At 70.8% G+C, this 24,159-nt stretch carries 25 protein-coding genes; 14 read left to right on the top strand and 11 right to left on the bottom strand.

The window, feature by feature from the left end; translation table 11 throughout:
• Positions 1-72: 72 nt before the first annotated feature.
• Positions 73-750, bottom strand: coding sequence for a response regulator transcription factor (locus AB0M87_RS24490; RefSeq protein WP_365856356.1), 678 nt, complete (start codon positions 748-750; stop codon positions 73-75).
• Between the two features lie 475 nt (positions 751-1,225).
• On the opposite strand from AB0M87_RS24490, the gene AB0M87_RS24485 reads away from it, so the two are divergent.
• Positions 1,226-2,722, top strand: coding sequence for an oligopeptide:H+ symporter (locus tag AB0M87_RS24485; RefSeq protein WP_365856354.1), 1,497 nt, complete (start codon positions 1,226-1,228; stop codon positions 2,720-2,722).
• Between the two features lie 202 nt (positions 2,723-2,924).
• Here the strand turns inward: AB0M87_RS24485 and AB0M87_RS24480 are convergent, their stop codons facing one another.
• Positions 2,925-3,416 (bottom strand): ATP-binding protein, encoded by a 492-nt coding sequence (locus AB0M87_RS24480; RefSeq protein WP_365856352.1) that lies wholly within the window; start codon positions 3,414-3,416, stop codon positions 2,925-2,927.
• Between the two features lie 119 nt (positions 3,417-3,535).
• Entirely contained in the window at positions 3,536-3,904 is a 369-nt protein-coding gene (locus AB0M87_RS24475) for an STAS domain-containing protein (protein ID WP_365856350.1), read from the bottom strand.
• Between the two features lie 250 nt (positions 3,905-4,154).
• Here AB0M87_RS24475 and AB0M87_RS24470 point away from each other — a divergent pair, with 250 nt between their 5' ends.
• Positions 4,155-5,048 carry an RNA polymerase sigma factor SigF gene (locus AB0M87_RS24470; RefSeq protein WP_365856348.1) on the top strand — a complete coding sequence of 298 codons (894 nt, stop codon included), beginning with the start codon at positions 4,155-4,157 and terminating at the stop codon, positions 5,046-5,048.
• A 91-nt stretch (positions 5,049-5,139) separates the two neighbouring features.
• The gene (locus AB0M87_RS24465) at positions 5,140-5,376 is read left to right on the top strand and encodes a hypothetical protein (RefSeq protein WP_365856346.1); all 237 of its coding nucleotides are present in this window, start codon (positions 5,140-5,142) and stop codon (positions 5,374-5,376) included.
• A 20-nt stretch (positions 5,377-5,396) separates the two neighbouring features.
• Here the strand turns inward: AB0M87_RS24465 and hutI are convergent, their stop codons facing one another.
• From hutI to hutU, 4 genes are all read right to left on the bottom strand, one after another.
• Positions 5,397-6,608, bottom strand: a complete 1,212-nt coding sequence (gene hutI, locus AB0M87_RS24460; RefSeq protein ID WP_365856344.1) for an imidazolonepropionase — start codon at positions 6,606-6,608, stop codon at positions 5,397-5,399.
• A gap of 62 nt (positions 6,609-6,670) precedes the next feature.
• Positions 6,671-8,020, bottom strand: coding sequence for a formimidoylglutamate deiminase (locus AB0M87_RS24455; protein WP_365856342.1), 1,350 nt, complete (start codon positions 8,018-8,020; stop codon positions 6,671-6,673).
• Positions 8,011-9,276, bottom strand: a complete 1,266-nt coding sequence (locus AB0M87_RS24450; protein ID WP_365856456.1) for an allantoate amidohydrolase — start codon at positions 9,274-9,276, stop codon at positions 8,011-8,013. Before AB0M87_RS24450 ends, AB0M87_RS24455 begins: the two co-directional genes overlap by 10 nt.
• A gap of 71 nt (positions 9,277-9,347) precedes the next feature.
• On the bottom strand, positions 9,348-11,009 hold the full coding sequence (hutU, locus tag AB0M87_RS24445) for a urocanate hydratase (RefSeq protein ID WP_365856340.1): 1,662 nt from the start codon (positions 11,007-11,009) through the stop codon (positions 9,348-9,350).
• A 120-nt stretch (positions 11,010-11,129) separates the two neighbouring features.
• Here hutU and AB0M87_RS24440 point away from each other — a divergent pair, with 120 nt between their 5' ends.
• From AB0M87_RS24440 to AB0M87_RS24420, 5 genes are all read left to right on the top strand, one after another.
• Positions 11,130-12,560: a diaminopimelate decarboxylase gene (locus tag AB0M87_RS24440; RefSeq protein ID WP_365856338.1), complete on the top strand. Its 1,431-nt coding sequence runs from the start codon at positions 11,130-11,132 to the stop codon at positions 12,558-12,560.
• 186 nt (positions 12,561-12,746) lie between these two features.
• Complete coding sequence (locus AB0M87_RS24435) at positions 12,747-13,154, top strand: hypothetical protein (RefSeq protein WP_365856336.1); 408 nt, start codon at positions 12,747-12,749, stop codon at positions 13,152-13,154.
• Positions 13,151-13,915 (top strand): transcriptional regulator, encoded by a 765-nt coding sequence (locus AB0M87_RS24430; protein ID WP_365856333.1) that lies wholly within the window; start codon positions 13,151-13,153, stop codon positions 13,913-13,915. Before AB0M87_RS24435 ends, AB0M87_RS24430 begins: the two co-directional genes overlap by 4 nt.
• Positions 13,916-13,953: 38 nt before the next feature.
• Positions 13,954-14,346 carry a roadblock/LC7 domain-containing protein gene (locus AB0M87_RS24425; RefSeq protein ID WP_365856331.1) on the top strand — a complete coding sequence of 131 codons (393 nt, stop codon included), beginning with the start codon at positions 13,954-13,956 and terminating at the stop codon, positions 14,344-14,346.
• A 137-nt stretch (positions 14,347-14,483) separates the two neighbouring features.
• Positions 14,484-14,858, top strand: a complete 375-nt coding sequence (locus AB0M87_RS24420) for a hypothetical protein (RefSeq protein ID WP_365856329.1) — start codon at positions 14,484-14,486, stop codon at positions 14,856-14,858.
• A 21-nt stretch (positions 14,859-14,879) separates the two neighbouring features.
• Here the strand turns inward: AB0M87_RS24420 and AB0M87_RS24415 are convergent, their stop codons facing one another.
• The 3 genes from AB0M87_RS24415 to AB0M87_RS24405 all read right to left on the bottom strand — a co-directional run bounded on the left by AB0M87_RS24415 (position 14,880) and on the right by AB0M87_RS24405 (position 17,969).
• A complete protein-coding gene (locus AB0M87_RS24415) occupies positions 14,880-15,377 on the bottom strand; it encodes a hypothetical protein (protein WP_365856454.1) in 498 nt (165 codons plus the stop codon).
• A 211-nt stretch (positions 15,378-15,588) separates the two neighbouring features.
• Complete coding sequence (locus AB0M87_RS24410) at positions 15,589-16,425, bottom strand: MurR/RpiR family transcriptional regulator (protein ID WP_365856327.1); 837 nt, start codon at positions 16,423-16,425, stop codon at positions 15,589-15,591.
• Between the two features lie 50 nt (positions 16,426-16,475).
• Positions 16,476-17,969 carry an aromatic amino acid ammonia-lyase gene (locus tag AB0M87_RS24405; protein WP_365856452.1) on the bottom strand — a complete coding sequence of 498 codons (1,494 nt, stop codon included), beginning with the start codon at positions 17,967-17,969 and terminating at the stop codon, positions 16,476-16,478.
• A gap of 141 nt (positions 17,970-18,110) precedes the next feature.
• On the opposite strand from AB0M87_RS24405, the gene AB0M87_RS24400 reads away from it, so the two are divergent.
• From AB0M87_RS24400 to AB0M87_RS24385, 4 genes are read left to right on the top strand one after another with little or no spacing between them, the layout of a single operon-like run.
• Positions 18,111-19,232 (top strand): ABC transporter ATP-binding protein, encoded by a 1,122-nt coding sequence (locus tag AB0M87_RS24400; RefSeq protein WP_365856325.1) that lies wholly within the window; start codon positions 18,111-18,113, stop codon positions 19,230-19,232.
• Entirely contained in the window at positions 19,229-19,888 is a 660-nt protein-coding gene (locus tag AB0M87_RS24395) for an ABC transporter permease (RefSeq protein ID WP_365856323.1), read from the top strand. Before AB0M87_RS24400 ends, AB0M87_RS24395 begins: the two co-directional genes overlap by 4 nt.
• A gap of 3 nt (positions 19,889-19,891) precedes the next feature.
• Positions 19,892-20,563: an ABC transporter permease gene (locus AB0M87_RS24390; RefSeq protein WP_365856321.1), complete on the top strand. Its 672-nt coding sequence runs from the start codon at positions 19,892-19,894 to the stop codon at positions 20,561-20,563.
• A gap of 28 nt (positions 20,564-20,591) precedes the next feature.
• On the top strand, positions 20,592-21,521 hold the full coding sequence (locus tag AB0M87_RS24385) for an ABC transporter substrate-binding protein (RefSeq protein WP_365856319.1): 930 nt from the start codon (positions 20,592-20,594) through the stop codon (positions 21,519-21,521).
• Between the two features lie 60 nt (positions 21,522-21,581).
• Here AB0M87_RS24385 and AB0M87_RS24380 read toward each other — a convergent pair whose 3' ends face one another.
• Complete coding sequence (locus AB0M87_RS24380) at positions 21,582-22,616, bottom strand: LacI family DNA-binding transcriptional regulator (protein WP_365856317.1); 1,035 nt, start codon at positions 22,614-22,616, stop codon at positions 21,582-21,584.
• 139 nt (positions 22,617-22,755) lie between these two features.
• Here AB0M87_RS24380 and AB0M87_RS24375 point away from each other — a divergent pair, with 139 nt between their 5' ends.
• Together AB0M87_RS24375 and AB0M87_RS24370 are read left to right on the top strand one after the other, a co-directional pair.
• Positions 22,756-23,652 (top strand): amidohydrolase, encoded by an 897-nt coding sequence (locus tag AB0M87_RS24375; RefSeq protein ID WP_365856315.1) that lies wholly within the window; start codon positions 22,756-22,758, stop codon positions 23,650-23,652.
• Positions 23,649-24,152: a cysteine dioxygenase family protein gene (locus AB0M87_RS24370; RefSeq protein WP_365856313.1), complete on the top strand. Its 504-nt coding sequence runs from the start codon at positions 23,649-23,651 to the stop codon at positions 24,150-24,152. The genes AB0M87_RS24375 and AB0M87_RS24370 overlap by 4 nt, the downstream gene beginning before the upstream one ends.
• The last annotated feature ends 7 nt before the right edge of the window (positions 24,153-24,159 follow it).

Below are 24,159 nucleotides of genomic sequence, written 5' to 3'. Positions count from 1 at the left end.
GCCGCCAAGTGTCGCAGCCGCTCTCCGGGGCGGAGCGTCAGCTCCTGCGGAGCTTCAGCGCCAACCGCGGCGTCAGCTCTTCTCGAATCGGAAGCCGACGCCGCGCACGGTGGCGATGTAGCGCGGGTTCGCCGCGTCGTCACCGAGCTTCTTGCGCAGCCAGGAGATGTGCATGTCGAGGGTTTTGGTCGAGGACCACCAGGTCGTGTCCCACACCTCACGCATCAGCTGATCCCGGGTGACGACCCGGCCGGCATCCCTGACCAGCACCCGCAGCAGGTCGAACTCCTTCGCGGTGAGCTGGAGCTCCTCGTCGCCCATCCAGGCGCGGTGCGACTCGACGTCGATCCTGACCCCGTGGGTGGCGGGCTGCGGGGCCGTCTCGGAGGCGCCGCGCCGCAGCAGGGCCCGCACCCGGGCGAGCAGCTCCGCCAGCCGGAACGGCTTGGTGACGTAATCGTCGGCACCGGCGTCCAGGCCGACCACCGTGTCCACCTCGTCGGCGCGGGCGGTGAGCACCAGGATCGGCACGGCGTGCCCTTCGGCACGCAACCGCCGTGCCACCTCGAGACCGTCCATGCCGGGCAGACCCAGATCCAGGACGACCAGGTCCACACCTCCCTGGAGGCCGGCGTCGAGCGCGGTCGGACCGTCTTCCCGCACCTCGACCTCGTAGCCCTCCCGACGCAGTGCGCGGGCCAGTGGCTCCGAGATGGATGCGTCGTCCTCGGCGAGCAGTACACGGGTCATGGGGGTGATGGTAGTCCGCGACGGCTACTGCTCGTGTGGTGATCGACAACCCCTGCGGCTGTACGCCAGAACACCGGTTTGAACCTTCGAATGTGGGATCGTGGTTCCATGTTCACCTGTGATCCATGTCTCAAGTACTTCCAAATGCCGTGGCCTGCTCCTTATGGTGGCGATACGCCTGTAGCACCACTCGGGACTCTTTGGCCTGCTATGACACGCCAAAGGTCCTTTTTCTGTGTGAGGTTGGCATCGCCGGCCTCGTGGACAGTGAATGACCAGCGAATGACCTAGCGGCCGGGCCGCGCACGCCGAAGCGCGTGCGGGGTGTAGATCCCGGTGTGGTTTTCCCCCTCGGCCCGGAGCATCTCCGGCCGGGACCCCAGGGCGTGGGCGGGGACGGGCCACGCCGGTGCCGGCCACCCCCCACCGGGCGCTGCTCCGTTTCGCGGCGCGTCCCGAAAAGCAAGGAACGACCATGGCGTCCAGCCTGACGAAGGACCCGGCCAGCACGGCCGATACCGGGAAGACCTTCTTCGGCCACCCCCGCGGCCTGGCGACTCTCTTCATGACCGAGATGTGGGAGCGATTCTCCTACTACGGCATGCGCGCCCTCCTTCCGCTGTATCTGATCGCGCCCAACGGGCTGCACATGAACCCGGCGACGGCCACCGCGATCTACTCGGTCTATCTGTCCCTGGTGTATCTGCTCGCCATGCCCGGCGGCTGGTTCGGTGACCGGGTCTGGGGCCCGCGCAAAACGGTCGCCGTCGCCACCGCCGTGATCATGCTCGGGCACCTGACACTGGCGCTGCCCTCGCAGGGCACCTTCTTCGTGGGTCTCGGCCTGGTCGCACTGGGCTCCGGCCTGCTGAAGGCCAACATCTCCACGATGGTCGGGCACCTGTACGACGGCCCGGACGACCCCCGGCGCGACGGTGGCTTCACCGTCTTCTACATGGGCATCAACCTCGGTGCCTTCGCCGCGCCGCTGACCATCGGCACCGTCGGCGAGAACGTCAACTGGCACTTCGGCTTCGCGCTCGCCGCACTCGGCATGGCGCTCGGCCTCGTCCAGTTCCTGATCGGCACCCGCCACCTGAACGAGCGCAGCAGCGTCGTCCCGAAGCCGCTCTCCGCGGCCGAGCGGTCGTCCTCCCTGCGCAAGGCGATGATGTGGATGGCGGTCGCGGCCGTCTTCTACCTCGGTACGGTCGTCACCGGCGTCTACACCCTCAACTGGGTGCTGATGCCGATCACACTGGCCGGCCTGATCATTCCGCTCGTGGTGCTGACCCGTATCAAGCGGGACAAGGAACTCAGCGAGACCGAGCAGCGCAAGATGTCCGGCTACATCTGGTTCTTCGTCGCCGCCGCCGTCTTCTGGATGATCTACGACCAGGGCGGATCGACTCTGTCGATCTTCGCCGATTCCTCGGCCCACAACGCGGTCTTCGGCTGGAACTTCCCGGTCTCCTGGTACCAGTCGGTCAACCCGGTCCTGATCATGGCGCTGGCCCCGGTCTTCGCCGCCTTCTGGCTGGCGCTGAACCGCAAGGGCAAGGAGCCCAGCACGGTCGTGAAGTTCGCTTCCGGCCTGGTGCTGATCGGCGCCTCGTTCTTCGTCTTCCTGGCACCGCTGGCGATCGCCACGGACGGCGCGAAGGCGGGCGCGCTGTGGCTGGTCGCCATCTACTTCGTGCAGACCGTCGGCGAGCTGACGCTCTCCCCGGTCGGCCTGTCGGTCACCACGAAGATGGCCCCGGCGAAGTACGCCAGCCAGATGATGGGTGTCTGGTTCCTGGCCGTCACCGCGGGTGACTGCATCACCGGCATGCTCTCCCTGCCGCCGTTCAGTCTCGACCTCAACAAGAGCGGCATCGTCGCGATCGAGGCGATCGTCGCGGTGCTCGCCGGCGTCGCCGTGTGGATGAACCGCAGCAAGGTCAAGGAGCTCATGGGCGACGTCCACTGACGAGGCCCGCACGCTGTACGGAGGGCCCGGCCGCACCGATTTCGCTGCGGCCGGGCCCTCTTTTGTCGTCGGACGTCGGTGATGAGGGACGTGCGCGGCCGTGAGACGTGCGCGTGGTGACATGTGCGCGGCCGTGAGACCCGTCGCGGCGTGGGACGTGCGGGGTGCGAGACGTGCACGTCGCGAGACGTGCGGGATGCGGCTATGCGGGAGCAGCGAGCTCCGCCCAGACCATCTTGCCGGGATTGCCGGGCGTGCGAACGACGCCCCAGTCCACACAGAGCCGCTCGACGATGAACATGCCGTGCCCACCCGGCCGGCCCGCCCGGTGCGGGCTGCGCGGAGTGGGCTGACCCGCGCCGCGGTCGGCGACCTCCAGCCGCAGCACCTTCTGCCCGTAGGAAACCCGCAACTCGTCGGGCCCCTCGGCGTGCAGGCAGGCGTTGGTGACCAGCTCAGAGACCACCAGCAGGACGTCCTCCGCGGCGGCGCGCCGGTCGGCGCCCTCCGCGGGCAGCCAGGCCCAGTCGTAGAGCGCCTGGCGCGTGAAGTCACGCGCCAGCGGAACGATGCCGCTGGCGCTCTGCAGGGAGAGCGTGCGACTGCGGCCGTCGGCGGACATGGTAAAGCCTGGTCCGGCGCCGTCGCGCTCGGGGCCGAGGTCCCCCGGCGGCTGCTGCCGGGTGGTGCTCATCAGCGCTTCACCTCACCGATTCACCGGTTCAAGAAAGTCAGCGGTACATAAGATTGCGGAGGGACTCCTGCCCTGCCGAATGGTGACAACACCTATTTCTTTCGACAGAGTGTGCGGCCTCAGTCGCGCAAAGCGTCGTCCAGGGAATCGTGCACGGTGAAGACCGCCTCGGCGCCTGTGATCTCGAACACTCTGGCCACCACCGGCTGCATTCCCGCCAGGTGGACCCCGCCGCCGGCGGCCTCCGCCTTGAGCCGGGCCCCCAGCAACACGTTGAGGCCGGTGGAGTCGCAGAACTCGAGCGCGGAGCAGTCGACGACCAGACGGGTGCGGCCGCGCTCCAGAGCTTCGTCCAGTGGTTCGCTGAGCAATTCGGCAGTGTGGTGGTCCAACTCACCCGCCGGAGTCACGACTTCACTCCGGCCCTCGGTGCGGACCTCGACCAGAAGCCGGCCCCTGTTCGCGCTGCCGACGGTCCCGCGGTCCATGTCCGTGTCCGTCCCTCTTCGCCGTGGTGGGAGATGTCCTTGACGTGCAGCAACGAAGACTACGCCTTCAGCACGCCGTCCGGTAGCCGAACAACCCCAACAAGCAGGACTAATACGGACATTTGCCACTTGCGCTTGTACCTACCCAGCCGATAGGGGTAGTACGCACAACATTCGAAACAACCGGCTTTGGAGGCGCCGCTACACCGCGGACGAACGAACAGGCATCGGCAGCCATACGCCGAGAACCATGGAGGACACCATGTCACCCCGGCTCGACGAGTACCGCAGTGGTGCGTCGACAAACCAGACCGACCAGCCCAACCGGATCGAGACCGGACTCGAGGACATCCCCGAGATTCCGCCGTACGACGAGGTGGGCCCGCTGGATGCCAGGGCCCTGTCGAAGACGCTCTTCGCGCGTCTCGAGTCCCTCGAAGAGGGAACATACGAACACGCTTACGTACGGAACACGCTGGTCGAGCTGAATCTCGCACTGGTCAAGTTCGCCGCCTCCCGCTTCCGCTCCCGCAGCGAGCCGATGGAGGACATCATCCAGGTCGGCACCATCGGCCTGATCAAGGCGATCGATCGCTTCGAACTCAGCAGGGGTGTGGAGTTCCCCACCTTTGCGATGCCGACCATCATCGGCGAGATCAAGCGCTTCTTCCGTGACACCTCCTGGTCGGTACGGGTACCGCGCCGCCTCCAGGAGCTCCGGCTCGACCTCGCCAAGGCGGGCGACGAACTCGCTCAGCAGCTCGACCGCTCCCCGACCGTGGCAGAACTCGCCGCGCGGCTCGACCTCAGCAGGGAAGAGGTCGTCGAGGGGATGGCGGCGAGCAACGCCTACACCGCGAGTTCGCTCGACGCGCAGCCCGAGGAGGACGATTCGGAAGGCGCGCTGGCGGACCGGATCGGCTACGAGGACCACGACCTCGAAGGCGTCGAGTACATCGAATCGCTGAAGCCCCTCATCGCCGGGCTGACCGCCCGCGACCGGCAGATCCTCTCACTGCGCTTCGTCGCCAATCTGACGCAGTCCGAGATCGGCGAAGAGCTGGGCATCTCGCAGATGCACGTGTCGCGGCTGCTGTCGCGCACGCTGGTGAAACTGCGCAAGGGACTGACCCTGGAGCAGTGAGTACCCACGAGGGGCCCCCGGCCCCTCGGCTCAAGAGCCGGCCCCGCTCGTCGGGACCGGCTCTTCCGCGTTCGGACCCGGGTCTCGCAACGTGCTGGGGATTGCTCCGGAAGAGCTGATCGACAGGACGCTGCGCATCCGCATCACCGATCCCGTGCTGCGAATCGCCGAGACGTTCCCCATCCCCCGCCTGTGCACGCTGGACGCCATCCACCTTGCGAGCGCTGCCCACCTCGACCAGGCGCTCACGGCCTTCGTGACCCACGACAAACGGCTCGCGGCCGCTGCCGCCGACCGTGGCCCGCCGGTCGAAACGCCCGGGGCGTGACCGACCACCGTAGGGCCCGGTCAGAGCTTGCGCTCACCGCGCTGCCACACCGCTGAGACCAGCGGGACGCCGGGGCGGTAGGCGAGGTGGACCGGTGACGGTGCGTCGAGCAGGGCCAGGTCGGCGCGGGAGCCCGGGGTGAGGCGGCCCACGTCGGTGCGCCGCAAGGCGGCCGCGCCACCCGCGGTGGCCGACCAGATCGCTTCGTCGGGGGTCATCCCCATGTCCCGTACCGCGAGCGCGATGCAGAACGGCATGGAGGACGTGAAGGACGAACCGGGGTTGCAGTCGGTGGAGAGGGCGACCGTGGCGCCGGCGTCCAGCAGTCGGCGGGCGTCCGGCCAGGCGGCCCGGGTGGAGAACTCGGCCCCGGGCAGCAGCGTGGCCACCGTGTTGCCGCTCGCCAGGGCGGTCACGTCCGCGTCGGTGAGATGGGTGCAGTGGTCGGCCGACGCCGCGTCGATTTCCACCGCCAGCTGGACACCGGGACCATAGCTGAGCTGGTTGGCGTGGATCCGTGGATGCAGTCCCTTGGCCCGGCCCGCGGTGAGGATCGCGCGGGCCTGATCCCCGTCGAAGGCTCCCCGCTCGCAGAACACATCGATCCACCGGGCGTGCGGGGCGCAGGCGTCGAGCATCGCGCCGGTCACCAGTGCCACATAGGCTGCCGGGTCGTCAGCCTGCTCGGGCGGCACTACGTGGGCGCCCAGATAGGTGACTTCGTCGGTGTGTGAGGCTGCGATGCGCAGCGCCCTCGCTTCGTCGTCCACGGTCAGGCCGTAACCGGACTTGGTCTCCAGGGTGGTGGTGCCCTGCCGGAGCGCCTCCCGCAGATACTTCTGGACGTTGGCCGACAGTTCTTCGTCGGACGCCGCCCGGGTGGCCGCGACCGTGGTGCGAATGCCGCCCGCCGAGTAGCTGCGGCCCGACATGCGGGCGTTGAACTCCGCTGTCCGGTCGCCCGCGAAGACCAGATGTGAATGGGAGTCGACAAAGCCCGGGATCACCGCACGCCCGCCGACGTCGACCGCATTGTCAGTGGCGGGTGCTTTGCTGGATTCACCGACCCAGGCGATGCGGTCGCCGTCGATGACGAGCGCCGCGTCCTGGATCAGTCCGAGAGGGGAGCTTCCCCCACTCGCGGATTTGCTCGAGCGGGAAGACCCGCGTCCGAGGGAGGGGTCGTTGGTGACCAGGGTGGCGATGTTGGTGAGTGCGGTGGTCGTCGTCATCGCAGTGTGCTCCTACGCGTACGGGGCGGGGCTCGGGCGGTCCCGGCCCGGGCAGTCCGGGGTCAGGCGTGCAGGGCGTCGATGGACCGGGCCAGGGCCTGCGGCACGTCCGGGACCAGGACGTGCACTCCGTCGCGCACGACCTGGCGTCCGCCCACGACCGTGTGGCGAACGTCCGCAGCGGAGGCGGCGAATACCGCGGTCTCCGCGCCGAGCCGCGGCAGCGGCCCCGCTGTTCTGACCGTGTCCAGCGCGACCGTCGTGAGGTCGGCGAGAGCGCCGGGCTCGATGGTCCCTGCCTCGGGCCAGCCGATGGCCGCATGGCCGCCGGCGGTGGCGGCGCGCAGCAGGGCGGCCGCCGTCCAGTGACCGCGAGTGCGGGTGCGCAGGCGCTCGTTGAGCTCCATCGCCCGCGCCTCCTCGAAGATGTCGATCACGGCATGGCTGTCACTGCCGAGAGACAGCGGGCTGCCCGCCTGCTGGAGCCGGACCGCGGGGCCGATGCCGTCGGCGAGGTCCCGTTCGGTCGTCGGGCACATACAGGTACCGGTCTGCGTCGAGCCGATGAGGCTGATGTCGCCCGCGGTGAGATGTGTGTTGTGGACGCCTGTGGTCTGCGGGCCGAGCACCCCGTGGTCGGCGAGCAACCGCGTGGGCGTGCAGCCGTGGGCGGTCTGGCACGCCTCGTTCTCGGCGGTCTGTTCGGAGAGGTGCACATGGAGCGGCGCGCTGCGCGCACCGGCCCATTCGGCCACCGTGGGGAGCTGGCTCGCGGGCACCGCGCGCACCGAGTGGACGGCCGCGCCGATCCGGGCGTACTCGCGGTCCTTCAGCAGCGACACCCGCTCGGCCCAGGTCTGCGCGGTGCCGTCGGAGAAGCGCTGCTGGTGCTGGGTGGGGGTGGCGCCCCGGCGCCTGTCCACCAGTCCGGAGGCGAGGTAAGCGGTGTCGAGAAGGGTGATGCGGATGCCCGCGTCGGCGGCGGCCGCGATCAGCGCCTCCCCCATCGCGTTCGGGTCGTCGTAGGGCGTGCCGCCCGGCCCGTGGTGCAGATAGTGGAACTCGCCCACGGCGGTGATACCGGCCAGCGCCATCTCGGCGTACACGGCGCGGGCAAGCGCGTGGTAGCTGTCCGGGGTGAGCCGGGCGGACACCCCGTACATCACATCGCGCCAGGTCCAGAAGGTGCCGGAGCCGACCTGGACGGAGGAGCGCAGGGCGCGGTGAAAGGCATGGCTGTGCGCGTTCGCGAGGCCGGGCAGCGTCAGGCCGCGCAGCGCTGTCGCCCCTGGTGGGGGTGTGGCAACCTCCTTGCGGACGGCGGTGATCCGGCCGCCGTCGGTTTCCAGGACGACACCGGGCTCGACATAGGTGTCCAGCCAGGCATGCTCCAGCCAGTACGTCACCTGCACGCCAGGCCCTCCAGAACATCGGCGAGTGCGGTCACCCCGGCGAGACAGTCGTCCTCCCGGGCGTGCTCCGCCGGGGAGTGCGAAACACCCGTGGGGTTGCGTACGAACAGCATGGCGGTAGGGACCGAAGCGGAGAGGATTCCGGCGTCGTGTCCCGCTCCCGTTCCGAGAACGGGAATGCCTCGGCCGTCCCGGCCGCTGTCGCGTCCGCCGAGGATCTTGGCGAGTTCGTCGCGCAGCGCGTGCTCGAACTCGACCACGGGAGTGAAGGACTCCCGGGTGACCCGGACGTCCACCCCGTCGCGCTCGCCGCGCTCCCTGGCGGCCTGCTCGATACCGGCGATGACCGCGTCCAGCGTGGACTGGTCGGCGGCGCGCGAGTCGAGCCAGCCTCGGACCAGCGAGGGGATGGCGTTGACGCCGTTCGGCTCCACGGAGATCTTGCCGAAGGTGGCTACGGCGCCCGCGAGTTCCGCTTCCCTGCGGGCGGCGAGCACGGTCTCGGCGTACGTCAGCATCGGGTCACGGCGGTCCACCAGGCGGGTGGTGCCCGCGTGGTTGGCCTCGCCGTGGAAGTCGTACCGCCAGCGACCGTGCGGCCAGATGGCGGACGCGATGCCGACCGGGTCGCCGCTGAGGTCCAGGGCGCGGCCCTGCTCCACATGGAGTTCGACGAACGCGCCGATCCGGGCCAGCCGCTCCGGGTCGGGGCCGATCGACTCGGGGTCGTATCCGGCCTGCTCCATCGCCCGGGGCAGCGACATGCCGTTGCCGTCGCGCAGCGCGTGCGCGTTCTCGACGGTGAGCCGGCCGGCCGCCAGCCGGGAGCCGACGCAGGCGAGGCCGAAGCGGGCGCCTTCCTCGTCGCCGAAGTTCCCGATGGCCAGCGGCCTGGTGAAGGCCACGCCCCGGCTGCGGAGTTCATCGAGCGCCGCGAAGGACGACACCACGCCGAGCGGGCCGTCGAAGGCGCCGCCGTCCGGGACGGAGTCGAGATGCGAGGCGGTGACGACGGCATCGGCGCCCTCCGGGTCCCCGAGCCAGGCCCACTGGTTGCCGTTGCGGTCGAGCTCGTACGTCAAGCCCCGGCGTTCCGCCTGGTCCCTGAACCAGGCGCGGCAGTCGGCGTCCGCCGCGGTCCAGGCGTACCTGCGGTATCCGCCGCTGTCCGCGTCGCGGCCGATGGGGGCGAGGTCGCGCCACATGTCCTGGAAGGACGGCGTCGCGCCCGAGCCGATGTCACGGCTCGACGGCATACTGCGGGGCGCCGCGCTGCCGGGCGGCACACTGGGGTTCGCCGGGCTGCCGGGCGCCGCGCTGCTCGACGTCACTCGGAGTCCTCACGCATCGGGATGCGGACGCCGCGCTCGTCGGCCACCCGCTCGGCGATGTCGTATCCGGCGTCGACGTGGCGGATGACGCCCATGCCGGGGTCGTTGGTGAGCACCCGGCGGATCTTCTCGCCCGCGAGCGCCGTGCCGTCCGCCACCGACACCTGGCCGGCGTGGATGGAGCGGCCCATGCCGACTCCGCCGCCGTGGTGGATGGAGACCCAGGAGGCACCGGACGCGACGTTGACCATGGCGTTGAGCAGCGGCCAGTCGGCGATCGCGTCGGAGCCGTCGAGCATGGCCTCCGTTTCGCGGTACGGGGAGGCGACCGAGCCGCAGTCGAGGTGGTCGCGCCCGATGACCAGCGGGGCGGCCAGGGTGCCGTCCGCCACCATGTCGTTGAACAGCGCGCCCGCCTTGTCGCGCTCGCCCTGGCCGAGCCAGCAGATCCGGGCGGGCAACCCCTGGAAGTGCACCCGCTCGCCTGCCATCTTGATCCAGCGGTGCAGCGATTCGTTCTCCGGGAAGAGCTCGAGCAGCGCCTTGTCCGTCTTGTGGATGTCCGAGGCCTCGCCGGACAGCGCCGCCCAGCGGAACGGGCCCTTGCCCTCGCAGAACAGCGGGCGGATATAGGCCGGTACGAAGCCCGGGAAGTCGAACGCCCGCGTGTAACCGGCGAGTTGGGCCTCACCACGGATGGAGTTGCCGTAGTCGAAGACCTCGGCGCCGGCGTCCATGAAACCGACCATGGCCTCCACGTGCCGGGCCATCGACTCGCGAGCGCGCAGCGTGAAGTCGGCCGGCTTCTCCGCGGCGTACGCGGCCATGTCGTCGAAGTCGATGCCGACCGGGAGGTAGGCGAGCGGGTCGTGGGCGGAGGTCTGGTCCGTCACGATGTCGATCGGAGCGCCCTCGACGAGCAGCCGGGGCAGCAGTTCGGCCGCGTTGCCGAGCAATCCGATGGAGAGCGGCTTGCGGGCGTCGCGCGCCTCGACGGCGAGCCGCAGGGCGTGCTCCGCGTTGTCGGCCTTCACGTCGAGGTAGCGGTGTTCGATGCGGCGCTCGATGGCGCGCGGGTCGACGTCGATGCAGATGGCGACGCCGTCGTTCATCGTCACGGCCAGCGGCTGGGCACCGCCCATGCCGCCGAGACCGGCGGTGAGGGTGATCGTCCCGGCGAGAGTGCCGTTGAACCGCTTGGCGGCGACCGCGGCGAAGGTCTCGTAGGTGCCCTGCAGGATGCCCTGGGTGCCGATGTAGATCCAGGAACCCGCGGTCATCTGGCCGTACATGGTCAGACCGAGTGACTCGAGACGGCGGAACTCCTCCCAGTTCGCCCAGTCGCCGACCAGGTTGGAGTTGGCGATCAGCACCCGCGGAGCCCACTCGTGGGTCTGCATCACGCCGACCGGGCGGCCGGACTGGACGAGCATCGTCTCGTCCTGCTTCAACGTCCGCAGCGTGCGCACCATCGCGTCGAAGGAGCGCCAGTCACGGGCGGCCTTGCCGGTGCCGCCGTAGACGACGAGCTTGTCGGGGTGTTCGGCGACCTCGGGATCGAGGTTGTTCTGCAGCATTCGCAGGGCGGCTTCCTGCTGCCATCCCAGGGCGCTCAGCTCCGTACCGCGCGGTGCCCGTACCGGCCGGGGTCCTGACATGGCGTGCCTCCTCGATCCACGACTATTTGCAGTAACTATTCACATCTTGACTTGCTGAATAGAGCTAGTCAATACGGCTCGGCATCCCACTGCACCCGGACGGATGATTGGCTGGATCCCATGGCTTCTGAATCGGCCCCCGAGACGGCTAGCGCCGAGCTCCCCGGCACAGCGCACGGCCCGGCCCCCAGCCCGGCACACCACACACACCACACACCGCACGGACGAGCCGCCGCCCTACGGCGCGAGCAGGCCGTCCTGGCAGCGGTGGAAACCGGCATCACCGGGCCGGAAGCCCCCCTCGTCGGACTCCTCGACATCGCCGGCATCCGCAGCAGCGCGGCCGCCCTGCACGCCGCGTTCGCCGCGGTCACCCCGGCCGGCACACCCGTGCTGCACGCCTTCGCCGTGAAGGCAGCACCCCTGGTGCCGGTGCTGCGGCTGCTCGGGGAGGAGGGCATCGGAGCGGAAGTCGCCAGCCCCGGCGAGCTGGCACTGGCCCGCGCCGCGGGCGTACGCCCGGAGCACACCGTGCTCGACTCGCCCGCCAAGACCCCGGCCGAACTGCGCGAAGCCCTGGCGCTGGGAATCGCGGTCAACGCGGACAACCCGCAGGAGCTGGCCCGCATCGACGCACTGGTCGCCTCCACACCGACCGGCTCCCCGCTCGGCCTGCGGGTGAATCCGCAGATCGGCGCGGGGTCCATCGGGGCACTGTCGACCGCCACCGCGACATCGAAGTTCGGGGTCGCGCTGCGCGACGAAGGCGCCCGCGAGTGGGTCGTCCGCGCCTACCTGGACCGGCCGTGGCTCAAACGCCTGCACACCCACTCCGGCTCGCAGGGCGTACCGCTCGCCCTGATGGCCGAAGGCGTCCGGACCGTCCACGAGCTCGCCGAGGAGATCAACGCGACAGCCGGCCGGCAGCAGATCGACACCATCGACATCGGCGGGGGTCTCCCCGTCAACTTCTCCTCCGACGACGAGACCCCCGGCTACGCCGACTACGCCCGCCTCCTCAAGGAGACCGCCCCCGGACTGTTCGACGGCCGCTACGGGCTGATCACCGAGTTCGGCCGCTCGCTGCTCGCCAAGCACGGCACGATCCTGGCCCGCGTCGAATACACCAAGTCGGCCGGCGGCCGGCCGATCGCAGTCACCCACGCGGGCGTCCAGGTCGCGACCCGCACCGTGTACGCGCCCGCCTCCTGGCCACTGCGGGTCGCCGCCCACGACGCCAAGGGCCGTCCCAAGTCCGGTCCCGCGGTGGCGCAGGACGTGGCGGGGCCCGCGTGCTTCGCCGGTGATCTGCTGGCGGTGAACCGGGAGTTGCCGATGCTGGAGCCCGGGGACTATGCGGTGGTGCTCGATACGGGGGCGTACTACTTCGCCCACCACTATGCGTACAACAGCCTTGGCCGGCCGGCGGTTTACGGGTTCGCGGCCGGGGAGGACGGAGTGCGGTTCGTGGTGGTGCGGGAGGCGCAGACGGTGGCGGAGATCGTGGCGGAGGCGGGCGGGGCGCACCGGGACGCGCTGCTTCCGGAGTGACCCCCGCAGGGCATGACCGCCCGGCCGACACTCGCAACCGAGCGGCGGAACCCGGACTTTAGCCCCACGCCGCATGTTCCGCCGGAAAATGCCAGAACTCCCACCAGCAGAGCGAACGTTGCGTAACTTCACGGTTACTGCCGCACACCACGCTGCCGCATACCACGCTGGGGGGGAGAGTCACGCGTGCCCGGAATCGACGAGTGTCTGCTGCAAGCCATGCGGCTGCCCGGTGCCATGGGCGCCGCCGTGGTCGACTGGACCAGCGGGCTCGCCCTCGGCACCATCGGCGACTCGCCGACCAATGACCATGAGGCGACGGCAGCCGAGACGGCCGAGCTGGCGCGGATGGCCGCCGAACATCCCGCCTTCGCTCCGGAGGAGCCCGTCCCCGGCGACGAAGCCGCGGCCCGGGAGCTTCCGGTCGAGGACGTCATCATCACCACCCGCACCGGGTACCACATCCTGCGCTTCGTCGAGACGACCTTCGACAGCAGCGTCTTTCTGCACCTCTGGCTCGACCGCGACCAGGGCAACCTCGCCCTCGCCCGGTTACGGCTCGGCGATCTCGCCGAGCGACTGGTCCTGGCATGAGCCCCGCCACCGTGTCCCCCATGCTGGTCCGGCTCGCCGGCGAACGCGCGACCGGCGCCCTGCTCCGTGACCGCGGCACGCTCTATCTGGTGGACGGCCAGGTGGTGCACGCCGAGAGCCCCGCCGCACCGGGCATCGACATTCTGCTCACCGCCACCGGGCGATTGCGGCCCGAGGGCTGGCAGCAGGCCGTCGACCGGGCGGGCGCCCGCGGTTTCGTCGGCAGATTCCTCGTGGAGAGCGGCCAGGTGGCCGACGGGGAACTGGAGATATGCCATCTGGGCGCCCTGCACGACGCGGCGTTCTTCGCCCTGGCCCCCAGCAGCGGGCCCACCCGCTTCCGTTACGGGGTCGCGCACTGGATCGGTCCGGTGCACCCGGTGTCCGCCGCGGTGGTGGAACGCGAAGCCGCCCGCCGGAGGGACCTGCTCGACCGGCTCTGGCCGTATCCGGACGTCGACAACGCCCCGGTGGTACGGGCCCGCCGCCGCCCGGACACCCCGGTCACAGCACGTCAGCGGGCCGTGCTCGCCCTGGCGGACGGCGCGATGACCCCGCAGGACATCGCCCGCGCGCTGGGCCGTCCGGCGTTCCACATTCTGATCGACATCCGCAGGCTGGCAGCCGCCGGCGCGGTCGAGACCCCGCGCGCACCCGTACCGCAGGCGCCCCCCGTCCCCGCGTGGGTCGCCGGGATGACGCCGGACCCGGATGTCGCCCTGCTCCGCCGGCTGCGAGACGCATTGGAGGCCACGCTGTGATCCGCGCCCTGCGGCAGCGAGCCGAGAGGAGACAGCTGATGTCCGCGGAGGCCGAGGTCCTCGACGAGTTGCACCGGCTGCGAGCCCGGGTCCCGCTGGTCGTCGGGGCGCTCGCGGCCAGCGCCGACGGGCTGGTGCTGGCCCAGGACACCGCCTCGTCGGAGGCCGAGTCCATCGCGGCGCTCACCGCGGCGGCCCTCGGCGTGGCCCAGCGGCTGACGGACACCACGGGCCAGGGCGACTTCCGCGAACTGCTCCTCCGGGGCGAACACGGCTACGTCGCCACCTACGCCGCCGGCCCGTCCGCGGTGCTCACGCTGCTCGCTCAGCCGCGCATCAACGTAGGCCGTCTGCACCTGGAAGCCCGCCGGGCCGGCGCCCGGATCGGCGAACTGGTCGACGGCGCCCTCGAACGGCCGGAGAGCCCATGACCGACATCCCGCCCCGACCCACCCGGTCCAAGCCCACACAGGCCAGGACGCCGCAGACCAGAACCACTCAGACCAGGACCACCCGAACCGGGTCCACCCAACCCGGAAACACCAGGAAGAAAGGCAGTACGAGCCTCATGGCGAACACCGAAACCACACTCAAGGAAGCGATGACCTCGATCGAGGGGGCACTCGGAGCCGCCCTCGTCGACTACACCAGCGGGATGGCCCTCGGCACTCTCGGCGGCGGCAAGGACCTCGATCTGGCAGTGGCCGCCGCGGGGAACACCGATGTGGTGCGCGCCAAGGTGCGGACCATGGAACTCCTCGGCATGAAGGACGAGATCGAGGACATCCTGATCACCCTCGGCGAGCAGTACCACCTGATCCGGCTGCTCAGGGGCCGGGGCAAGAACGGCCTGTTCCTCTATCTCGCGCTCGACAGGGGCCGCGCCAACCTGGCCATGGCCCGGCACCAGTTGAAGAGGATCGAGACCGAGCTGGAGATGTGAGACCGGCCGGTCCCGTGGATATCAGCGACGCCGCGCCCCGCCCGGCGCGGCGTCGCCCGCGAGCACACCCGTGCAGCGGTACCCCTTGACCGGCCGGCCGGCGGGTCCCCGCGCGATCCAGTCCGTACGGACCCAGAAGAGCAGGTCGTCCGAGCGTTCCCGGCGCCCGAGACGGACCGCCTTCAGCCAGAGTCCGGCGCCGGCCCCGGCGAGGGTGAGGCCCCCGGCGGCGGGGAGGGCGAGGGAGGAGGCCAGCGCCGCGGCGAACCCGGCGAGCAGCCACCACCGGTGCGAGCGGCGCCAGTTCCGCAGGGTCACCGCCCGGTCCTGGAGGAAGTCCGAACGGCCGGCCCGGACCGGCGTCTTCGACAGGTGCTCGAACCGGCGTCGGCGGACCAGTGCCACAGCCGCCGCGGTGATCAGGAAGAGCGCCGCCCCGGCCTGCAGCCCGATCCTGCGCCCGGTGAGTCCGGGCAGCAGCACGCCGAGAGCCGCGGCGAGCAGCCCCAGCCACCCCATGGGGGCCGCGCCGGCCCGTACCAGCACCGCGACACGCGCCACGGCCCGCGCCCGGCCCTGCTTCTGCCCCTGCCTCTGACCTTGTCCCTGCCGCTGTCCCTGCGCCGCTGCGCGCCCCACTTCCGTACTCCCTCCGCGGTCCGGTCCGAAACGAGCGGGAGGTTACCGAGGTTTTCTGAGTACCGGCTGAGAAGGTGCGCGGCGCCGCCGGTCACTCGACGAAGAGGCCCCGCGCCGATGCCCGCGCGTCGAATTCCTCCAGCCGGGCCTGCGCCTCGGGCAGGTCGTCGCACATCGCCTCCAGCAGCACCCGCCCGAGCAGCATCGGCCCGCACGCCGTGTCGAAGGCGAGCCCGGTGCCGACGGCCGCCGGGATCAGGATGTCGCTGTCCCGGGCGACCGGGGCGAAGGCCGAGTCGGCGACGGTGATCACGGTGAGGCCGGACGTCTTGGCGTACGCCAGCGCCTCGACCACCTCGCGCGGATGGCGCGGCAGCGCGAAGCAGAGCAGCACCGTGGCGCCGGCGCGTACCGAGGCGTCGACGCGGTCGGCCAGCATCGTGCCGCCCTCGTCGAGCAGCCGGACGTCCCGGTGCACCTTGGCCGCGAAGTACGCGAATCCCCGGGCCTGCGAGGAGGCGGCGCGCAGTCCCAGTACGGGCAGGACCGGTGAGTCGGCGAGCAACCGCCCCGCCCGCTCCACCGGCACCGGATCGGCCAGCATCTCGGCCAGCTGCCGCAGATTCTCCATCTCGGCCTGGACGGCCTGCTGGTACTCGTTGAGGCTGTCCCCGCCGGCCGCGCGTCCGGCCGGCGCGACCTCCCGCAGGTGCCTGCGCAGCGCCGGGTAACCGTCGAAGCCGAGCGCCACGGCGAAGCGGGTGACGGACGGCTGGCTGACCCCGGCCAGTTCGGCCAGCTCCACCGAGGAGAGGAACGGCGCGTCGGCCGCCCGGCGCACCATGCAGTGCGCGATCCGCCGCTGCGTCGGTGTCAGCCGGTGCCCTTCGAAGAGCTGCTGCAGCCGTGCGGCCGCGCTGTCGCTCATACCGTTCCCCTCAAGATCCACGTTCGCTTCTCGTTCGTTCATTTCGGACGTCAGAGCTCGTTGAACCGGTCGAGCAGCGTGGTCGCCGTCTCGACATCATCGGTCAGCGGCCGGTCCGCGAGGTCCGGGTCGAGCACCGCGTCCGCCAGGTCGAAGGCGCGGCCGACCGGCAGTGCGGGGTCGATCCGCAGATCACGCTGGCGCAACGCCCGTACCGCGGCGACCAGTTCGCATGCGACGACATACCGGAAGGCCCGCCCCGCCCGCAGCGACTGCCGGGCGGCCAGCGAGGCGAAGCTGGCCTGCTCCTCGACACCGCGGGAGAGGACAGCGTGCCCGAGCGACGCGGGCGCGGAGAACGCCCGCAGGTCGCCGAGCGCCGCACCGGCGGCGTACTCCAGGATCATCACACCCGAAGAGGCCGCCTCACCGTCCGCCAGGAACGGTTTCAGCCGGGTGAGAGCCGGCTCGTTCAGTGCGGCGAGCCGGGAGGTGGAGAGCCGCGCCGCCTGGGTGACGGCCAGCCTGAAGTGGTCCAGGGTCAGTGCCAGTTGAGCCAGGTAGAAGCCGCCGTGGTGATAGGCGGCCGGGCTGTGGTTGAGCGCGGTGGTGGGGCAGATCAGCGGGTTCTCGGCCGCCGCGTTGATCTCGATGGTGATGGTCCGCTCCAGCAGGTCGGCCGCGTCCTGCGCGGGGCCGTGGATCTGCGGGACGCAGCGGAAGCCGTACGGGTCCTGGATGCGGCCCAGCGGCGGGGTGGGCCGCTCGGGGGCGCCGAGCAGATACCGACTGCGGGCGGCGACCGCGTACGAGCCGGGGTGCGGGCGGGCCGCGTGCACCGGCTCCGCGTACGCCTCGAAGGAGCCGTCCACGGCCAGCAGCGACAGCGCGGCCACCACCTGGGTCGCGGCGACCAGGCGGCGCAGCTCGTCGAGGGCGAGCGCGGACTGGCCGAGGGTGAGGGCGTTGCTGCTGATCAGCGCAAGGGCGTCGTTGTTGTCGAGGGGCTGGGCCTCGGGCGGGGCGCCGCCCCGCCACGGATGCTCGCCCGCCAGGGCCAGACCCATCTGGGCGAGGGCGGCGATGTCGCCGGTGCCGACCGAGCCGAATTCATGGACCACCGGGTGGGCGCCGGACTCCAGCGCCTCGCAGAGTGCGGTGACCACGGTGGGCCGCAGCCCGGCCCCGCCCGCCAGCAGCTGGTTGGCCCGGATCGCGAGCATCGCCCTGATTTCGTGCGCGGGCAGCGGGTCGCCGATGGCTCCGGCGTGCGAGCGCAGCAGCCTCAATCCGTGGTCGGCCGCTGCGCTCGAGGGAACCGATTCGTTACGGTTGGCACCCACACCCGTGGAACGGCCGTACACCCGACCCGACGCGGCGAGCTCACGAGCCGCGTCCCACGACAGTTCGACGCGCTTCAATGCCTCGGTTCCGGGTACGGGCCTGGCCGTGCCGCGGGCGAGGCGCACCACATCGGCGACCGGAAGGGACTCACCGTCGAGGACCACGATGCTGGTCGGAGTGTCCACCATGTGGGATGGCATCATGCGCGAACGCCTCCTTTTTGCGACATACGGTCTTGCCCGCCGGACCACCGTAACCAGTGTTTTACCGCAGCCCATTGACAAGTTATTCAGACAACGAGAACTCTGCATGACCATATGCAGCCGGGCAAGGGATGACCGATGATCGAATTCGAAGCCGTGTACAAACGCTTCCCGAACGGCACCACAGCAGTCCACGACCTCACCCTGGACATGCCGGAGGGACAGATCACGGTCCTCGTCGGTTCCTCGGGCTGTGGCAAGACGACCACTCTGCGGATGATCAACCGGATGGTCGACCAGACCTCCGGCACCATCCGTCTCGCGGGCAAGGACATTCTCCAGGCGGACGCCGCCGAGCTGCGGCGCGGCATCGGTTACGTCATCCAGCAGTCCGGGCTCTTCCCGCACCGGACCATTCTGGACAACGTCGCCACCGTCCCGCTGTTGCTGGGCTGGGGCAGGAAGAAGGCCCGCGCCCGCGCCGCCGAACTCCTGGAAACGGTCGGTCTGACCGCTGACACCGGCAAGCGCTACCCGCACCAGCTCTCCGGCGGCCAGCAGCAGCGCGTCGGCGTCGCCCGCGCGCTGGCCGCCGATCCACCGGTGCTGCTGATGGACGAGCCGTTCGGCGCGGTCGACCCGGTGGTCCGCACCCAGCTCCAGGACGAGCTGCTGCGGCTGCAGCAGGAACTCAGCAAGACCATCGTGTTCGTCACCCACGACATCGACGAGGCGGTACGGCTCGGCGACCGAATAGCGGTCTTCCGCACCGGCGGCCACCTCGTCCAGTGCGCCGAACCGGCCGAACTGCTGGCCCGCCCCGCCAACGCCTTCGTGTCGGACTTCCTGGGCGCCGAACGCGGCCTGAAGCTGCTGTCGCTGACCACCCTTGCCGCCGTACCGCAGTCCGCGGCCGTCAGCATGAAGGCCGACCAGCAGATGTCACCCGGGAAGCGGGCGGACCGCTGGCAGCTCGTCACCAGCGCCGAAGGCAGACCGCTCGGCTGGCTCGACACCGAGACGGCACCCGCCTCGGGCACCGCGGGCGACGCCCCGCTGCTGCCGGTACGGGCGCTGCGCGACACCGACTCACTGCTCTCCGCGCTCAACGAGACGGTGTCGTCACCGAGCGGTCTGGTCGCCCGGGTCGACGCCGACGGCGTCCTCACCGGTGTCACCGCACGCGCCGACATCCACCACCACGCGGGCGAGGCACACCTCACGGCCGGCGCCGCGGCGCCCACGGGCACCTCGGTATGACCATCGACTGGGGCTGGTTCCCCGACCACACCGGACAGATGGCGCACCTCACCGCCGACCACCTCTCCACCGCGGTCCCCGCCGTCCTCATCGGCCTGCTGATATCGCTCCCCCTCGCGGTGATCGCCCACCGGATCCGGCCGCTGCGCGGCTTCGTCCTCGGCCTGTCCAACATCCTCTACACCATTCCCTCCCTCGCCTTTTTCGTGCTGCTGCTCCCGATCACCGGACTGACCAGGACCACCGCGATCACCGGACTGACCGCCTACACCCTGGTCGTCCTGGTACGGAACACCGTCGAAGGCCTTGACGCGGTGCCCGCCAAGGTGCGTGAGGCATCCACCGCCATGGGCACCCGGCCGCTGCGCACCCTGCTCACCGTGGAACTCCCGCTCGCCCTTCCGGTGATCATGGCGGGCATCCGGGTCTCCACCGTGATGTCCATCTCCCTGGTCAGCGTGGCCAGCTACATCGGCTACGGCGGCCTCGGCCAGCTCTTCATCGACGGCTTCCAGCGCAACTACCCGACCCCGGTCGTCGCCGGAGTGATCCTCACCCTGCTGCTCGCCCTGGTGGCGGACGCGCTGCTGGTCACCGTCCAGTGGCTGTGCACACCGTGGACCCGCCGGGGCCGTTCACCGAAGAGAGGTGCCTGACCCGTGCTGGAACTCCTCAAGAACCTGGCCTCCTGGCTGACCAGTTCGTCCCAGTGGTCCGGCTCGGAAGGCATCGCCAACCGGCTCGTCGAACACCTCCAGTACTCGCTGCTCGCCACGGTGATCGCGGCCGCCATCGCACTGCCGATCGGGATGCTCATCGGCCACACCGGTCGCGGCGCTTTCATCGCCGTCAACCTGGCCTCCTTCGGCCGCGCGCTGCCGACCGTCGGCCTGGTCACCCTGGTCTTCCTGGCCGGTGGGCTCTCCATCTGGCCGGTGTACATCTCCCTGGTCGCCCTCGCCGTACCGGTGATCGTCACCAACACGTACGCGGGCATGGCCGCCGTCGACCCGGAGGTCAAGGACGCGGCCAAGGGGGTGGGCCTGCGCGGCCACCAGGTCCTCTGGCAGGTGGAACTCCCGCTCGCGCTGCCGTTGATCATGACCGGCATCCGGCTGGCGACCGTCCAGGTCGTGGCCACCGCGACCATCGCCGCCTACGTCAGCTTCGGCGGCCTGGGCCGGTACGTGTTCGACGGCCTGGCCCAGCGCGACCTGGTGCAGGTACTCGGCGGCGCGGTGCTCGTCGCCGTACTCGCCGTCGCCGCGGACCTGGCGCTCGGCGGGGTGCAGCGGCTGCTGCTCCGCGGCCGCCCCGCCAACGCCCGATGACTTCCCAGCCCTTCCTGGAGACCCTCAGATGAATCGCCGCACCGCTCTCACCGCACTCCTGGCCGGCGCCTCGGCGCCGCTGCTAGCCGCCTGCTCGTCCGGCATCACCTCGCTCGACGGACAAGGGTCCGGCGGCGACACCGGGTCCAGCGCCGGCGGCCTGGTCATCGGCACCGCCAACTTCACCGAGAACCAGATCCTCGGCTACCTCTACGCGGGTGTGCTCAAGGCCGCCGGCATCAAGACCACCGTCAAGCCCAACCTCGGCTCCCGCGAGATCATCGTCCCCGCGCTGAAGGGCGGTGACATCGACCTGCTCCCCGAGTACCAGGGCAGCCTGCTGCTCTACCTGAACCCGAAGGCCACCGAGACCGAGGCGGGCGCCATGCAGAACGCCCTGGCCACGGTGCTCCCGGCCAGTCTGGAGGTGCTGCCCTACGCGGAGGCCGAGGACCGCGACAGCTTCGCGGTCACCCGGGAGACCGCCGACAAGTACGGCCTGCAGAGCCTCGCCGACCTGAAGAAGGCCAACGGCAAACTGGTCTTCGGCGCGGCCGCCGAGATGAAGAAGCGGGTCGTCGGGGTGGTCGGCCTCAAGGAGCAGTACGGCGTGCAGTTCAAGGAGTTCAAGGCCCTGGACTCGTCGGGCCCGCTGGTCAAGGGCGCGCTGAAGAAGGGCGACGTCGACATCGCGAACGTCTTCACCACGGACGTCGACGTCGCGGCGAACCACTGGGTGGTGCTCGCCGACCCGAAGCACCTGGTGCCCGCCCAGCACGTCGTCCCGCTGATCGCCGCCCGCAAGGCGGACGGCAAGGTCCGCAAGGCGCTGGCCCGGCTGGGGAACGTCCTCACCACGGCAGAGCTGACGGAACTGAACCGCCTGGTCGACAAGGAGAAGCAGGACCCGGACCGGGTCGCGGAGGCGTGGCTGAAGAAGCAGAAGCTGGTGGCCTGAAGGCGCAACGGGTCACCCCACCGGCCATCTCTCAGCCCGGCCGGCGTTTGAGGCCATCCCTCAAGCCCGGCCGGCGGGTGAGGCCCGTGGCCCCGGCGGCGGCGCGCCCGCCGAGCGCCGCTCCACCAACCGCGGCGCGCACAGCACCCGCTTGCTCCGCACCCGCCGCCCCTCGATCGCCGCCACCGCCAGCCGCGCCGCCCCGGCGGCGATCTCGGCGAGCCCCCAGTCCAGCGTGGTCAGCGCCGGCGTGAGCACCCGCGAGACCGGATGGTCGTCGAAGCCGACCAACGAGACGTCCCGGCCGACGACCCGGCCGGCCTCCGCGGCCGCCGCGTACACGCCGTACGCGATCGAGTCCGAGAAACAGAACACCGCCGTGGACCGGCCCGCCAGCACGTCCCGGGCGACCACGGTCGCCTCGCCCAACTCCTGTGCACACGGCAGGACTTCCACCACCAGGCCGAGACGGTCCGCGGCCTCCCGCACATACACGTCGGCGGGCCGGTCGGGCGTGCTGGGTCCGGTGGGGGTCAGCACGGTCACGTACCGATGCCCGAGCCCCGTCAGATACGTGAGCACCGCGTCGATTCCCGCGCGGTTGTCGAAGAGCACCTCGCCGGCCGTGCGGGCCTGCCGCAGCGAGTCGCCTATCGAGACGACCGGCACCGCGTCGGCGATCCGCGCCCAGCCCTCGGCCGACGGGTCGACGGGCGAGACGAGCAGACCGTCCACCCGCTGGTCGCGCAACTGCTTCGCCAGCGCCAGTTCCCGCCCGGGGTCGCCACCGGCGTCCAGGATCAGCGCGTAGCGGTCGCCCGCCAGCAGCTCCCGCCCGATCGCCGCCATCAGCTGCTGCTGCCACAGGTCCTGGAGGTCGCCGGCCAGGACGCCGACCATGCTGGTGCGGCCGCTCGCCAGGGCCCGGGCGATGGGGTCCGCCTCGTAACCGAGCTCGGCCGCCGCCTTACGGACCCGCTCCTCGGTCTCCTTGGAGACCTGCTTGCCGCGCAGGGCGTAGGAGACGGCGGCCGTGGAGAGGCCGGTGGCCTCGGCCACCTCGCGGAGGGTGGTGCGCTTGCTGGGCCTGGCCATGCCGCGAAGCCTACCGGGCGCCCTTGACAGTCCGCTCGGTTAAGCGATTCACTTAAGCGCATCACTGAAGCGCTTAACAGGCCGCCACTCAACAAGGCAGGTACTCAACAAGGCAGGCACTCGACAGGAAAGGGGCACGTTGTCCACGGACGTCCACCAGCACATCTGGCCACCCGCCTTCACCGAACTGCTGCGCACCCGCACCACCGCCCCGTACCTCGACGGCTGGACGCTGCACCTGCACGGTGAGCCTCCGTACCGGGTGGCCCCCGCCGATCACGACATCGCGGCCCGCACCGCGCTCGCCCGCACCGACGGCCTCCGGCTGGCACTCGTCTCGCTCTCCAGCCCGCTCGGCATCGAATACCTGCCGGCCGACGAGGCCCGCCCGCTGCTGACCGCGTTTCACGAGGGCGCGCTCGCCCTCCCCGCACCGTTCGGCGTCTGGGCGTCGGCCCACCTCCGCACTCCGGACCCCGACGCGCTCACCCGCGATCTGGCCCGCGGCTGCGTCGGCCTGCAACTCCCCGCCACCGCACTGCTCGACGAGGCCGGCTGGACGCGCTGCGCGCCGCTGATCGACGCCCTCGCCGACACCGGTAAGCCGCTCTTCGTACACCCCGGCGCCGCCCCGCCCGGCGCGCCCGGCGCGCCGCCCTGGTGGCCGGCCCTGGTGCCGTACGTCCAGCAACTGCACTCCGCCTGGTTCGCCTTCCGCGCCTTCGGCCGCCGCGCCCACCCCACCCTGCGGGTCTGCTTCGCCGCGCTGGCGGGCCTCGCCCCGCTGCACGGCGAGCGGCTCGCCGCGCGCGGCGGCGGCCGCGGCACGGTCGACCGCGATGTCTTCTACGACACCTCGTCGTACGGCACCCGCGCCGTCGACGCCCTGGTCAGAGCGGTCGGCATCGACGCGATCGTCGCCGGCAGCGACCGCCCGTATGCACCCCCCACCACTCCCGACCTAGGCGCCGACGCCGCCGTCCACGCCCTGCGCACCACCAACCCCGCCCGCCTCCTGAAGGGAGCAGCCCTATGACGTACGACGCCGCACTGCCCGACCGCAACCTCGACAAGCGCGAACTGCAGGCACTGGTCGACGATCTCGCCGCCAGGCCGGAGCTCTGGCGCTCGGACGTCGCCTTCTCCGACACCGACCGCCATTACGCGTCCCTGCACCGAGACGAGTACGTCGACATCTGGCTGCTCTGCTGGACCCGGCAGAACGACACCGGCTGGCACGACCACGACATCTCGTCCGGCGCGGTCCGGGTCGTGCAGGGGCTGCTCACCGAGTCGAATCCGCGGATCGGCGGCCGTCACCTGGCGACCGCCGTCGGCGCCGGCGAGTCGTTCTGTTTCGGCCCGGACCACATCCACCGGCTGACCGGCGCGAGCGACGACGCGGTGTCGATCCACGCGTACTCGCCGCCGCTCTGGCGGCTCGGCCAGTACGACATCAGCGACGACGGACTGATGCGCCGGACATCCGTCTCCTATGCGGACGAACTACGCCCGATGGACGCGTCGGCCGCCTGACGAGACA

Source organism: Streptomyces sp. NPDC051320 (assembly GCF_040682175.1).
In the GTDB taxonomy this organism is placed as follows: Bacteria; Actinomycetota; Actinomycetes; order Streptomycetales; family Streptomycetaceae; genus Streptomyces.
The sequence above is the reverse complement of the archived record's forward strand: the minus strand, read 5'-3'. Positions and strand labels throughout refer to the sequence as shown.